The organism is Pseudothermotoga elfii DSM 9442 = NBRC 107921, from assembly GCF_000504085.1.
Taxonomy (GTDB): Bacteria; Thermotogota; Thermotogae; order Thermotogales; family DSM-5069; genus Pseudothermotoga_B; species Pseudothermotoga_B elfii.
The window spans coordinates 1,191,811-1,206,431 of the sequence record NC_022792.1 but is presented as its reverse complement, the minus strand read 5'-3'; the positions used below and the strand labels follow the sequence as shown (position 1 = coordinate 1,206,431).

12 protein-coding genes are annotated in these 14,621 nt (G+C 39.8%); 1 reads left to right on the top strand and 11 read right to left on the bottom strand.

Translation table 11 applies throughout. The annotated features are described in order from the left end of the window. Positions 1-5: 5 nt before the first annotated feature. From TEL01S_RS05855 to TEL01S_RS05805, 11 genes are all read right to left on the bottom strand, one after another. Positions 6-1,901 carry a glycoside hydrolase family 127 protein gene (locus TEL01S_RS05855; RefSeq protein ID WP_028844033.1) on the bottom strand — a complete coding sequence of 632 codons (1,896 nt, stop codon included), beginning with the start codon at positions 1,899-1,901 and terminating at the stop codon, positions 6-8. Between the two features lie 14 nt (positions 1,902-1,915). After that, positions 1,916-2,764, bottom strand: a complete 849-nt coding sequence (locus tag TEL01S_RS05850; protein WP_198407815.1) for a carbohydrate ABC transporter permease — start codon at positions 2,762-2,764, stop codon at positions 1,916-1,918. A gap of 13 nt (positions 2,765-2,777) precedes the next feature. Then, positions 2,778-3,659, bottom strand: a complete 882-nt coding sequence (locus tag TEL01S_RS05845; protein WP_028844035.1) for a carbohydrate ABC transporter permease — start codon at positions 3,657-3,659, stop codon at positions 2,778-2,780. 50 nt (positions 3,660-3,709) lie between these two features. Then, positions 3,710-5,056 carry an ABC transporter substrate-binding protein gene (locus TEL01S_RS05840; protein ID WP_041426456.1) on the bottom strand — a complete coding sequence of 449 codons (1,347 nt, stop codon included), beginning with the start codon at positions 5,054-5,056 and terminating at the stop codon, positions 3,710-3,712. A gap of 38 nt (positions 5,057-5,094) precedes the next feature. Continuing rightward, entirely contained in the window at positions 5,095-6,426 is a 1,332-nt protein-coding gene (locus TEL01S_RS05835; protein WP_232504381.1) for an ABC transporter substrate-binding protein, read from the bottom strand. 313 nt (positions 6,427-6,739) lie between these two features. Continuing rightward, positions 6,740-7,588 (bottom strand): carbohydrate ABC transporter permease, encoded by an 849-nt coding sequence (locus TEL01S_RS05830; RefSeq protein WP_028844037.1) that lies wholly within the window; start codon positions 7,586-7,588, stop codon positions 6,740-6,742. Between the two features lie 5 nt (positions 7,589-7,593). Then, complete coding sequence (locus tag TEL01S_RS05825) at positions 7,594-8,484, bottom strand: carbohydrate ABC transporter permease (protein ID WP_028844038.1); 891 nt, start codon at positions 8,482-8,484, stop codon at positions 7,594-7,596. 60 nt (positions 8,485-8,544) lie between these two features. Continuing rightward, entirely contained in the window at positions 8,545-9,870 is a 1,326-nt protein-coding gene (locus TEL01S_RS05820) for an ABC transporter substrate-binding protein (RefSeq protein WP_028844039.1), read from the bottom strand. 381 nt (positions 9,871-10,251) lie between these two features. Then, positions 10,252-10,887 (bottom strand): L-ribulose-5-phosphate 4-epimerase, encoded by a 636-nt coding sequence (locus TEL01S_RS05815; protein WP_012003185.1) that lies wholly within the window; start codon positions 10,885-10,887, stop codon positions 10,252-10,254. Positions 10,888-10,901: 14 nt separating this feature from the next. After that, complete coding sequence (locus TEL01S_RS05810; RefSeq protein ID WP_081430104.1) at positions 10,902-11,957, bottom strand: GntR family transcriptional regulator; 1,056 nt, start codon at positions 11,955-11,957, stop codon at positions 10,902-10,904. A gap of 99 nt (positions 11,958-12,056) precedes the next feature. Continuing rightward, complete coding sequence (locus tag TEL01S_RS05805) at positions 12,057-13,145, bottom strand: pectate lyase family protein (RefSeq protein ID WP_012003183.1); 1,089 nt, start codon at positions 13,143-13,145, stop codon at positions 12,057-12,059. A gap of 186 nt (positions 13,146-13,331) precedes the next feature. Here TEL01S_RS05805 and TEL01S_RS05800 point away from each other — a divergent pair, with 186 nt between their 5' ends. Then, positions 13,332-14,597, top strand: coding sequence for an ABC transporter substrate-binding protein (locus tag TEL01S_RS05800; RefSeq protein ID WP_028844041.1), 1,266 nt, complete (start codon positions 13,332-13,334; stop codon positions 14,595-14,597). The last annotated feature ends 24 nt before the right edge of the window (positions 14,598-14,621 follow it).

The following is a 14,621-nucleotide window of genomic DNA, read 5'->3' as shown; positions in this document are numbered from 1 at the left end:
TCCTCCTAATCTTGAGAAAATTTGATCCAGACTACCATGGGGGTAGCTTCTCTGTTAGCCCAGAGGTGGTAAGGTATCAATTTGTAGTTTACGGGTTTCGTTCTCGGATTTTGTGTGTTGACGGGAAGATAAAGTTTACCTTTCCATGCAGACAATTCTTCTACATGCCCATTGCCCGTTATCACAGGAATCTTTCCAAGACCACCGACTTGTTCAAAATCCACACTCATAGATTTATAAGATAATGAAAGAGCTCGAACATCAAAATCGTTGTCAACCCCTTCGGCACAATAAACAACTGGTCCTCTTTTAATAGCCACTCTTCCACGGTTTTCTTCAACATATGGATGACTTTGAATCAACTCAACTGGCATTACAAATTTTAGTTCTATCTGGTCTTTATTCTTCCATATTTTCCTTATTTCAACATAGCCTTTTTCAATTTTGACATCCACGGGTTCGCCATTAATCATCAACGAAAAATCTCTTACCCATCCCGGTATTCTGAGATACAAAGATAGAGATTGTTCTATATTTGATTCTAAAACAGTCAACCTTATATCACCCGACCATGGATATTCAGTTTCCTGCAAAAGTTTCATGGTTCCATGGGATGTGTTGAGATTGATCTCATTCGCTTCGTACAGATTTATCCAGAGCCTGGTTTCATCTTTTGAAAGGCTGTACAAATATCCGGGGAGTGATGTTATAAGCCTTGCTATATTTGGTGGGCAACATGCACACTCGAACCATTCGCGCCTTCGATGAGTTCCATCACTTTCAAGAGGGTTGTCATAAAAATAATGCCAGCCATCCGTAGATATGCCTGAGAGAAGTCCATTGTACAGCGTTTGTTCCATGACATCGGCATATTTTCCATCAGCGGTTGCAAACAGCATTCTGTAATTCCACATGAAATTTGCTATCGCTGCGCAAGTTTCTGTGTATGCCCTTTTGTTTGGTAGTTCATAATTTTCCCCGAACGCTTCCCATTCTGATCTCGAGCCACATCCACCAGTGATATGCATTTTTTTCTCCACCAGATTTTGCCAGAGTCTCTCGAGAGTGGTAAAAAGATCTTCTCTTCCAGTTTCAAGATAAAGATCAGTAACCCCACAGCATAAATAAAGCATTCTAACTGCATGTCCAACCATTTCTTCAAGTTCCACAAAAGGCTTGTGATCTACAAAATATTCAGGCGTTATACCTGGATATTTCTTGCTGCTCGCATTACCCTTGCCTCGCGCTCTGATAAAATAATCTGCAAGATCAAGATATCTTCTGTCAGCTGTTTCTCTGTAGAGTTCCACAAGAGCCATCTCAATTTCTGGATGGCCATCAAGCTCAGGTTTTTTACCCGGTCCAAAAAGTTTTTCGATAAGATCTGCAAACCTTTGAGCCGCTTTAAATAAAGTTTCTTTCCCGGTGATTCTCCTGTGTGCTATAGCACCCTGCAGCAAATGTCCAGCACAGTACATCTCATGAGACCAGCTTAATTCTGTCCATCTTTCATGATTTCTGCTCTTTGGATAGTAGCTGTCAAGATAACCATCTTCATCCTGAGCAGCTATGATTTCGTCTATGACAAGATCGACTTTTTCCTCAAGATCGGGATTTATTCGAGAAGCAAAGAGAAATGAGACTGCCTCAATCCATTTGTATGCATCCGTGTCATTAAATCTAAAGCCCTGAAAAGAACCTTCTTTCCTGTTAGAAGCAAATCTGAAATTGTCAATTCTCCCAGTTTTTTCAAGAGTTTCATACATCTTTGGAAGAGTAACATCAGCTGCTCTGTCAAAATACCTGCCAAGGAAACCTTTCATCACCACAGCGGATAGATCTACGCCTTTCATAACAGAATATGGGCTTTTCTCAGTTCTGATCACTTGTTTATTATCCATAAAGGTCGCCTCCTTTATTTCATACCAGTCATGACTATACCGCGCTGGAAGTATCTCTGACCAATGAAATACAGAATAATTGGCGGGACCATGATAACGGCTGAAGCTGCCATAAGTAAATTCCATTTTGTACTATAAGCACCACGAAATATAGTAAGTCCGACAGCGAGTGTGTATTTTTTTGCATCATTCAGATAAATTATAGGTCCCATCAAATCTCCCCAAACTCCAAGGAATGTAAACACAGCAACGGTAATCAAAGCCGGTTTAGATAGTGGAACGATTATTTTCCACAAAACATTCCACGGTGTGGCTCCGTCAAGATAAGCAGCTTCATCAAGTTCAATTGGGAGACCTGCAAAAAACTGTCTGAGCAAAAATATGTTATAAGCTCCCCCTCCAAACCACGCCGGAACCGTCAACGGTAAATATGTATTAACCCCACCAAGTGTTTTCCAGAGAATAAATGTCGGTATCAACGTAACAGCATAAGGAATCATCAATGAAGTTAATATTATGAAAAACATTAGATCTCTTCCTCGCCAGCGCAGTCTGCAAAAAGCAAAAGCAGCCATAGGTGCTGTGAGTAACGTTCCCGCTTCCACAAAAAATAAAACTATAAGTGTGTTGAACAAATAACGGAAAAAAGGCATAGCAGTGAGAGCCTGAGGGTAATTCTGCCATTTGAAAGGTTTAGGCATCCACTCAAGGGGCATTCGGAAAATCTGGCCAGTTGTCATGAAAGAACTCCTTATAAGCCATAAAAATGGCATCAAATAAATAATTGCTCCCATCACAAGAATGACAAATACGATTATTCTGCCTGTCAGATAATTTGATTTTCTACCAACGGTACTTATCACACTGTATACCCCCTTATCTTCTCAGTGCTTCGTAGTACACCCAGTAACGAGAGGTTCTGAATATTAATACAGTGAGACACATGATAATTAAGAACATTATTACAGATAAGGCGCAGGCATAGCCCATTTTTCCGTACTGAAACCCGTTCAGAAAAATATAGTATGTATAGAACATACTTGCATAATTTGGCCCGCCACTTGTCATAATATAAGCCTGCGTAAATCCCCCTTGAAGAGCACCTATTACACCCATCAGGAGGTTGAAAAAAATTGTCGGTGTCATCATGGGAATTGTGACATGCCTGAGTCTATGCCACCATGTTGCACCATCGAGCATGGCAGCTTCGTAGAGATAATTTGGTATACCCTGAAGGCCTGCCAAAAAAATTGTTATGGTATAACCTATTGTCCAGGTGCTCATCACAATAAAAGCAGGAATCACCTGTTTTTCATCATAAATCCATTTTAGAGCAGGTAAACCTATAGACTTGAAAAGATGATTGAGCAAACCAAATTGAGGATGATAAAGTGTCAACCAAACCATTGCTACTGCAACAGCAGGAGTTATTGATGGTATAAAAAATATGGTTCGAAAAATAGATCTCGCAGGAACTTTGGAATTTAAGAGCAGAGCCCAGAAAAAACTCACGACTAACCCTGCTACGACACTCCCAACAGCGTAGTAAAAAGTTATAAAAATTGATTTTTTGAAAATGAAATCATCAAAGAGCTTTGCGTAGTTTTCAAAACCTATCCATTGAGGATTTCCTGCAAGGGACCAGTTGGTAAAACTCATGAATATCGCAGCAATTGTTGGACCCAGAACCCAGATAAAATATCCGAGAATCCCAGGCAAAGCGAGCAAAATTCCCCATTTACGTTCGAACTTTCTCAAGTGTCCACACCCCTTTGTTCCAAATAAAAGGGGGAAAGCCCCCCTTTATTTTATTTATCGTATCTTCCTGCCAGAAGCGGTTTAATTTTCTCGGCAGCTTCCTTACATACTTTTGCGATATCTTCATTGCCGTAGAAAATCCTGCTCATTTCCTGAACAACTATAGTATTGATTTCGGCAACGTTCTTTAAATAAGCATTTGGATAAGGTCTGGCATATGGATAATAATCAATCACTGCGGCTTTGTATTCAGCCGGATGTATCTCAGGATTCAGCCATTTGTTTATGTATTCTTCTTTTGTGTACCAATCAAGTGTGGTTGGTTGCCATAAACCGCTTCTCACTACGTCAACAACCTGTTCAGGATTTTGAATAAATTTGTAGAATTCCCAGGTCGCCTGTAATACCTCCGGGTCATCTTTTACAGCATCTTTGAATATACCCATAGGGGCACCTTCTACGCCAGTGACGGGAGTTTTGAAATATGGCAGGGGTGCTACACCAAATCTCATGCCTTCTTCCTTTGCCATCTGAGCGGCCTCCTGCATGGCCCACTGCCCATCAAGTACCATTGCAACCTGGCCGGTTTGCAAAGCAACATTCAGACTTGGAAATGCATCTGCGGCAGCAGGTGCTATCGCCGCATGTTCTTTGTAGATAAGATCGTAAATTTTTTGCAATGCTTCCATCGTCTCAGGTGAGTCCAATCTTACCTCATATCCTGATTCATCAACTATATCTCCTCCATTGGACCACAGTAGAGGATAAAGAACCCATGGGCTTGTCCCTCCTCCACCTATTGCTGCACCATATTGAACGATATTTTTTGGATCGAATTTAGGATCATAGGGAGTTCTTCCCTTACTGTCAAAAGTCAGCTTTTTTGCCGTTTCAACAAATTTATCCCATGTCCATTCTTCGGGCTTTGTCGGTGGGTAGGGCACCTTTGCTTTGTCAAATAAATCTTTGTTGTAGTAAGTAATCATGAATTCTGCGGCAAAACTCACGCCAGCGAGTTTCTTTCCTCCGTCGTAATACCAGTAAAGCTGGGGTAATTTATTTTTGATAATAGGGTCAGGGTCTTTCTGCAAAAGTTCTGTTAAATCAACCAGAATACCTTCGGAAGCCCAGCCAAGAACACGACTTTCAACAAGATAAGCTATATGCGGTGGATTTCCTGAGGCAATCATTGCGGATATCTTTTCGAGATATTGAGGTATATGCATTGGTGTAACTTTGATATTTGGATGAGTTTTGTTGAATTTCTCGCAAGCTTCAGTTACTGCTTTTGCTTCTAATTGATCTCCCCAGAATGCAAACGTCAATTCAATGGTTTTAGCTGTTAAAAGAACAGAAAAAAGGACCGTCAATACTAAGATGAAAATTCTAAACCTCATCAAACTAACCTCCCCGAATTCACAGTTTTGTTTTGAAATTACCTGTCGTACCTGCCGACAAGTAATGATTTCAACCTCTCAGCGGCCTCATTGCAGACCTTTACAATATCTTCATTGCCATAAAAAATCCTTGTCATTTCCTGACCAAAAATCGTGTTGATTTCTGCCGAGTTCTTCAAATAAGATATTGGATAAGGTCTGGCGTATGGATAATAATCAATCACTGCGGCTTTGTATTCAGCCGGATGTATCTCAGGATTCAGCCATTTGTTTATGTATTCTTCTTTTGTGTACCAATCAAGTGTGGTTGGTTGCCATAAACCGCAGCGAATCAAAGGAAGAACATTTTCTGGATCCTGAATAAATTTATGGAACTCCAAAGCGGCATTCAGAACATCTGGATCATTCTTCACTGCATCTTTGAAAATTACTATTGGTGTTCCTATAACGCCTGTTACAGGTTTCTTGAAATACGGCATTGGTGCCAGCCCAAGATTGAGGCTCCCTTCTTTAACCATTTCTCCGGCCTCTTGCATAGACCACTGCCCATCAAGTACCATTGCAACCTGGCCAGTTTGCAAAGCTATGTTGCTGCTTGGAAATGCATCAGACACTGTTGGTGGGGCAGCTGCATGTTCTTTATAGATGAGATCGTAAATTTTTTGCAATGCTTCCATCGTCTCGGGAGAATTTATCATTGGTTTTGTTCCAGTTTCATCAGCTATATCTCCCCCGTTGGACCAGATAAGTGGAAGCAATGGGCACCACCATAAGGGTATAACTGCACCGTACTGTACTATGTTGTCCGGATCGAAATTAGGATCATAGGGAGTTCTTCCCTTGCTGTCAAAAGTCAGCTTTTTTGCCGTTTCAACAAATTTATCCCATGTCCATTCTTCGGGCTTTGTCGGTGGGTAGGGCACCTTTGCTTTGTCAAATAAATCTTTGTTGTAGTAAGTAATCATGAATTCTGCCGCTACAGTTATACCTGCAATCTTTTTTCCTCCGTCGTAATACCAGTAAAGCTGGGGCAACTTATCTGACAGCAGCGAATCATTTTTAATGGCTTCTGAAAGATCGTAAAGTATTCCCTGAGAGGCCCAGTCAAGAACCGTTGGTTCATATAAGTAACCTATGTGCGGTGGGGTTCCGGCAGCTACCATTGCGGTAAGTTTCTCGGTATAGTTGGTAGGTATATGCATTGGTGTAACTTTGATATTTGGATGAGCTTTGTTGAATTTTTCGCAAGCTTCAGTTACAACTTTTGCTTCAAGATCGGTACCCCAAAAAGTAAATGTTAACTCGACGACCTTCGCTTTTGCCGCAAATGCTGTAATAGCACATATCATGAGCAGTAAAAAAAGCTTCATTTTCACTTTATCCCTCCTCCCTTAAAGATACATGCCTGAATCAGCTGGTAAAAATAAAAAAGAACAGATAGCAATCAAAAAAGGAAAATGGATAATGTATTTATAGATACGTACATATATCAGTATATATTTGACCATAGATTCCAAAAGGTGTAAACATTCTTTAAGAGTGGATAATACCATTTAACAGAAAAAAGAAGACTCAACAAGGATGATCGTGGGTAAATTCTAAGATTTTCTCCTGTTTACTCAGAATATCTTGGATTTTCTTTTTATTAAACAGATATTGTTAATAATTTGTTTTCAGGTAAGTTCACTTTACTGCACCCAGGGTGAGGCCACGAATTAGATAACGTTGCGTTATCAGAGCGAAAATTATCACCGGTAACATAGTTACCAGCCCTGCAGCCGATAAAGGGCCCCATGCTACTCTCCAGCCTGTGATATATCTGCCAAGATAAACCGGTAAGGTCTGGGCAGATGCATTACTTGTAAGAATCAATGCAAGTAAAAACTCACCCCAGCTTTGAATAAAGGATAGAATGGCTGCTGCGGCAAGTCCGGGGGCACTGAGTGGCAAAACTACTTTAAGAAATGTTTGAGCGTGTGATGCGCCGTCTATGTAAGCTGCTTCTTCTATTTCCTGAGGAATTTCATTAAAAAACGAGATCAACAACCATATTGAAAGAGCCGTTGTAGGGACAAGATACGGCAATATTAATGCCCACCAGGTGTTTAAAAGGGATATCTTTGAAAATATTACATACAACGGAATAGCAGTGGCTATTGGGGGAAGAAATCTCATGGATATAAACCAACCGGCAAGAGCAGTACCGCCTATTTTGGTTCTTGAAATGGCATACGCTGCAAGTGCAGCAATGAAAGTTGAAATTAAAGAAGTTATTGTTGCAACAGCGATACTGTTTCGCAGGAAAGGTACTATACCTGATATTGATGTTGTGGTCGTTCCGAAAGTGGTTGAGCCTGTTCCTAAAAAGTTAGAGATAGTGAAATTAGATGGCCAGAAAATAGGTGGCATGGTAAACCATTCAGCTTCGGGTTTGAATGCAGTTATGAAGATCCAGTATATAGGAAAGAGGAAAACAGACAAAACGATAATAGCCGCACAAAATTTTATTGCCATTTTTATTTTTCTTTTCATTTATCTCACTCCTTAGAAAGCCCAAGCTCCCTACCTATATTCAAAACCTTTGTGAGGGTGTTTATCAAAATAGCACTGACAATTATTAAAATTACGCACAACGCCGAACCATATCCTATATTCCATCCATAAGATACTGTAACCTTGTACGCATAGAAACTCCAGGTTGAAGTTGCAGAACCAGGTCCTCCATATGTTGTCATATAAACAATATCGAAAGTTCTTAAAACGTCTATTACTCTCAACAATAGAGTCACATAAAATATAGGCCTGAGTAGCGGTAATTCTATATGAAGGAAAAGTTTCCAGCCACCTGCCCCATCAACCTTTCCTGCATCAAGGATATCCCTTGGTAATGCCTGAAGGGCAGCATAAAGTATCAGAAAAACAAAAGGCGCCCATTGCCAGATTTCAACTATCAATACAGCTATACGAGCGCTACCGGGCCTTCCAAACCATTCTACAGACTGAATTCCAAAAAGATTGAGAAAATAATTAACAGGACCAAAGATGAAATTGAAAAGCATTTTCCACCCGAAACCACCCACAGCAGCCGGTACCATCATTGGAATGAGAAAAAGGGCTCTCAGAATCTTTTCCCCAACCAGATTGCGAATCAGGTAAGATAGAGCCAGGCCAAGTACCATTTCTACAGGAACAGCTATCAAAACCATCAAAGCGGTAAATTCTATTGAAGAAATAGCAAGCTGATCTTTGAAAATATCTAAATAATTCCTTAATCCAATTATTTTGCCTGTGTTTGCTCTGGAAAGATCAAGATCAGTAAATGAAGCGTAGATCATATAAGCAAAGGGGTAGATGGTCATGATTATAAAAAGTATTATAGCTGGCAGTACCATTAGCAAGCCTATTTTCTTTTTGTTGGCCGTAATCACTGCGACTCCCTCCTGGCATGAATAAGATAGGGAGCAGGAAAAACCTGCTCCCCACCTGATCTACTTTGATAACACATCTTCCCACTGCGTGGCAATATTCTGTAGAGTTTCCAGCGTAAGAGGTAACTCGCCGGCAAGTATTTTTGCAAAATTGATGTTCGATATATCTTCCAATCGAGGTTCCTCAGGAATTCTTGGCCTGAATGTCTCATCAGCATAGATTGATGGAAGAACCTTTACCCACGGTATAGCATTCTGCGCTTCTGCATCTTCGAGCGTAGATTTTCTCACAGGGGCTATGGCAAACCTGATGAGTTTTTCCTTATCTGCCCATTTAGATGTGGCAAATTGAATGAATTTGAAAGCCGCTTTTTGTTTTTCAGGAGAAATAAATTTGTTAATTCCAAGGGCCCAGTTGCCCGCCACAGAACGACCCGGCATTGGTGCGATGCCTATCTTTTCTTCGTCAGGTTGAAGAGCCGGAGAAGACTTGAATTGCAAATATGGGTTGGTCCATTGTGGCACCATTGCGACTATACCTTTTGAAAAATACTCTATTGTTTCACCGTAATCAGAGCCAAGCGGGTCTGGTGAATACGGCATAAGGGCTTTCATATCTTCAAACGCTTTTAAGCCTAAATCGCTTGCGAAAGCTGGTTTTTTGCTGGCGGTGAAATAATCGCCATAATCCAGGTCCACTTCACCAAAACGAGTTATTCCTTCCACACTTCTTCTGTATGGTCCAAAGAAAATAAGATACATGTAAAACATCGTGTGTGTTGTTGGAAACATCAGTGCTATACCATATTGTGTTGGGGAATTTTTGTTATAAGATTTTGTGAAATATCGTGCAACGTCCACGGCTTCTGCCCATGTTGTTGGAACCCTTAATGGTCTACCAAACATTTTTTGAAATTCTTCTTTGTATTTTGGATTTTCAAAGAGGTCTTTGCGGTAATAAAAAAGCATAGTGTTGTTGAAATACGGAAAACCAACCAGTTTACCATCCCAGATGCCTAAGTTCTTCGCAAGTGGCAATAAATCGTTCATATCGTAGTTTGGGTCTACAAGATCTGGATTTTGCTTCATAAACTCGAATAAATCTACACACCCCTGGCTGACAGCTCCTGCTGTCATAACATCCCAGTTGAAAACATCAAATGCCCCTGATTTAGCGCTTATGTCTGCGAGAATTCTTGGATACAGTACTTCCCAGGACAATGTAGTGACTTCAACCTTGATGTCTGGATTTTGTTTCATAAACTCCTGAGCTAACCATTTCAGTGAATCAGCATTGTCAGAACAGGCAACAACACTTATGGTGATCTGGGCTAAAGTAAGCATAGAAAGCATAACCATGACTGCAAACAATAATTTGAGTTTCATGAAACCACCTCCCCTGATTTTAGTCGCAACAATCATTGATAAACGACAAAAATTCTAAGAAATAAAGCAAAGTGGAGAAACAACCACGGCTATGTTAATTAATTTTGTAATTTTCTAACCAATCTCACATCACAAATCATCAAGTACTGTCTAAAACAGCATTAGCTGCAATACGTATTGGTACGTACATTACTACACAAATTATACTCAATTGTAAACTCAAAGTTCAAACTCCAAATTTGGTTAGATAATGCCCAAAATACGTGTCTTTAGCCAGAGAAATGATCTTATTGACTAATTACTTCGATTTTTTTGAATTATCTTTGGCTATAGTGGGTTTTGGCAAGAACAAATAAAATATCCCTATCTTTCAGGGATATTTTACTGTCCGTATTTTGTGTGGTACTGTTGGTGTAATTTATTTATTTCATCTATATCGAGTGGGGTGACTTGCTGTTTTGCAAGAGCAAAATAGCTCATTTTCGCCACTTCTTCCAGAAAAATTGCCTTTTTGAGAGCGTCTTCAATTGAGGTTCCAACAACTATTACGCCGTGCTTTCTCAAAAGAACTGTTCCTGATTTTCCCATTACCTTTAAAACAGCCTTTCCAATTGCTTCAGATCCTACCGGGGCATACTCAGTAATTGGAATCTCTTCACCAAAAACATCTGCATGTGCAGTGCATAAAACAGGCAATGGTTTTTCGCGTACAGCAAAAACAGTTGCAAAGGTAGAGTGTGTGTGTATGATAGATTTTGCCCATTCTATATTTCTGTATAGATACAAATGCGTAGCTGTATCAACTGATGGCTTCATATTTCCATCTAAAATCTTCCCGCCTAAATCCACAAGAACCATGTCAGATGGTTTAAGAGAAGAGTATGGCACACCAGAGGGTTTAATCAAGACCTTATCGTCGATTCTCAAGCTAACATTTCCACTTGTATAAGCTACCAGACCATATTTTTCAAGGGTCAAATGAGCCTCATAAAGTAATTGTTTTTCTTTTTCGTACATGAAACCCCTCCTGATTATTCTGATGGTGAAGAAACAGAACTTCTTTCTATCAACTCCGGTTGTAGAATTATTTTCTCTGCTCTTCCACCATGAATCATTTTCAAGAGAATGTCTACCGCTTTTTTGCCTACGTCTTCTTTGGGGTGAGCAAATGTTGTCAGAGTTTCTCTGAAATCTCCCAGAGGAGCATCATCAAATCCTATAACTGAGACATCTTCCGGAATTCTCAGGCCAAGTCGTTTTGCAACAAGCTGTAGCTGAAGTGCCGTCGCATCATTATAGCAGAAAATAGCTGTGGGGCGCAGTTGCTTTGGCAGGCTGAGAAGCTCAAAAGAACCCTGCATTGGAGCTCCTGTAAATTCGGAAACATTGAATGATTTTTCATAAATTTTTTCAAACCCCAGCTCATTTGCTCTCTCCACAAAACTTTTTGCTCTTATAACACTTGGCAGGTGAATTGATTTATATAGTACAGCAACTTTTTTGTGACCAAATTGATGAAAAATCTCTGCAGCTTTTTTACCCCCGTATGAATCATCAAGAACAACACTGCCAGTACCATTTATATTCCAATCGCTGTGAACAAGAACTATTTTTATTCCTTCTTTTACCAGCGATTCTACATACTCTTTATTTGCCCTTTTTGTTGCGCTGCACACAGGGTCTATTATTAAACCGGTTACTCCCGATTCAATCCACTCACCGATAACTTGCTTTTCTTTGTTGGGATCTTCCGATGCGTTCCCAAGCAACATCTTGTAGCCATTTCTGAATAGATAATCTTCTGCTCCAAAAACTATATAGGGAAATATGTAGCTCGTTATCTGCTGAACTATTATACCAACCATGTGGTTTTCTTTCCCGAGGTTCACAAATGTCCCTACACCAGGTTTGCGGGTAATAATACCTTTGACAGCCAATCTATCAAGCGCTTTTCTCACAGTTTCTCTGCTGGCTTCAAACCGCTCCATCAATTCTTTCTCTGTAGGAAGTTTATCGCCAGAATTGTATTTCCCGGATTTCAGCTCTTTTATCAAAGTTTGCTCTATTATTTTGTATTTTGGTACTATTGATACCACCTCCACAGCATACGTAAACGTACGTACATAAATTGTACGCTTTTTTTCAATATTAGTCAAGTTAGGAAGAAGAACAGTTCCTGCTATCAATCAGGTTTCGATATCAACAAAAACCAATTTACCAGATCCTGAATTTTCAACAACTATTTTTGGTACTTCATTAGCACTGTTTAATTTGTAATTGTAAAACTGGCGTGGCTCAAAGACTGGCTCTGATTCCCTCAAGAACTTCACTTGTGGCTCTTTACAGTAGACAAAAATATTTTCAGCCTCGTTATTTCCCAAACTCAGATAACCTTCAGGGGACGAACCCGCTGTTACGGTTGTTGGAATAAATGCAACATTGGCCTCTTCCATTAATTTTGCCCCAAATCCCATGAAATAGTTTGCTTCGACATGAACTCTGGCATTTGTAGTAGAAGCAATCGCATACAATGGAACGACATTCCCGGAAACATTTGTTCTGAAACCTGCACTGTAAAAGTTGTTGAATACATGAACCGTGCCAAAACGCACCCTTGGCATCCGCTGAATACAGTTTTTGAAATAATTATGATGATAAGTAACTTTATAGCTATCTGAAGCCTTTTGAGGATCTTCTCTGTCACTACTTCCCACAAGTGATACTTTGTCATGATCGACAAATTTACACCAGGAGACAGTTACATAACTCGAAAATTTCGTGATATCTACTGCTCCATCATTTCCATTTACAAATGTGCAATGATCAATCCATACATGATGAGAACCTTCGATATTGATATAATCGTAATCGTATTTCTTCCCCTGTGGATCATCTTCCATATAGAAACCTTCAAAATGAATATTTCTTATAACGATGTTTTCTTGATTTTTAATGATAAAACCTGCTCCGATAAGTTTTGCATTGTTAATTCCAATAACAGTTTTGTTTGAGGTTAGCTTGATCTCTCTCCTTGGTTCAAAAATAATTTCACCGTCGATTACGATTATGTATTTTTCTTCTGAGCTGCTCCATTTTTCAAGTTCTTCACCTGTTTTAACATAAACTACTTTTCCACCCAGACCGCCGGTTGTCCCATTTAAACCAAGAGCATCGACTGACGCAAACCCAACAGGTTGCTCAGAAAGCGTTGTTTCCAGAGCAAAGCACATGTTTAGAGTTATCAAAATAGTTACACAGAGTAACAATCTCTTCATTGAAGATCCCCCCTTCAAAATTTAGCAAAAAATTTCTTTCTACCACGTATATATTATAATGTACAATCTGGATGCTTTTTAACCATAAAAATTGCTTATATTAAGCTGGAAAATCTGATTGAAATACTGTGATAAAATTTGATAAAATTTTTTTGGTTCACATCTTATCAATGGGGAGGGGTTATTATGAAGCGTTTTCTGATTGCTTTTATGCTTACGGCTCTATTCATATCAGGTATGGCGGCTGTGAAACTTGTTGTCTGGTGTGGCGGTGGTACGGAAAGAGAAGGCCTTGAAGCAGCGATAGCAGAATACAAAAAACTTAATCCTGATGTAGACTTCGAACTGGTTGATGTACCGTATGCCCAATATGAGCAAAAAGTCAGATTGGGTATAATGAGCGGTGATTTACCAGATCTTGTAACAATTACTTATCCTTATGCCCCCGGATACATGCAATATATGATCGATCTTGGCCAATACGTCCAGAAATATTTGAACATCAGCCTTGAAGAATTTAAAAACGCCATGTATGATGTTGTGCGAATTCGTGTTTCTGAAGGAGATGCTGTAAAATATGTTCCATTACATTTCACTTTGCAATGTTTGTGGGTGAACGATGATTATTTTAAGAAAGCAGGTATACCATATCCTCCGTTTGGCGGCAAACAGGAACCCTGGACCTGGGAAGAATTCATAGATGTACTTAAAAAAGTAAAAGAAGCCAACAATTTGCCATATGCGTTATCTATGCAGCGTACTGCTGAAAGGTTGTTCTGTTACCTTGGTATAAGAGGAGTCAAGATTCTTGATGAAAATCTTGACTATACCTTAGACAGAGATCCTAAAGCAAAACAGCTGTTCATAGAATTTGTAGATTTGTTCAAACAAAATATAATGGTGTCGGCTGAGTGGATAAGCGCACAGGATCCAAATATGGCTTTCACAGGTGGGTTGACTGCCGTTCTCTGGGCTGGTAGCTGGAGTACACTGGATCTTTTAAAAGCTGAAAAGAATTTCGTTCCCGCTTATCTTCCGAAAGATGTGGAGTGGCTCAGTTTGGAAGGCGGGAGATTTTTCGGGGCATTCAAAACAGGCAAAAAAGACAGAGAGGAAGCAGCTGCCAAATTTGCACTGTGGATTGGATGGAAGGGACTTGGTTATGACATTTATTTAAAAAAGACCTATCACATGTCTGCTTATAAAAATCACAAAGTTCAATACGATGCTACCGTGATGGATCAGGTGCAGAGCGTATGTGGCAAACTCGCTGAAGTGACTCCAGAATGGGTTGTTACTGTGAGAAATTCGACAATTTACTCAAGATTACAATCTCCTATAGTTAGCCAGATGTCTGCCGCGGTTGCCGGGCAGGTTTCTATCGATCAGGTTATAGAAAATTTGAAAAAAGAATACGAAAAATTGCTGTCAGAACTTGGAGAAAAGAAATAATGAGAAAGGGTGCCTGAGCACCCT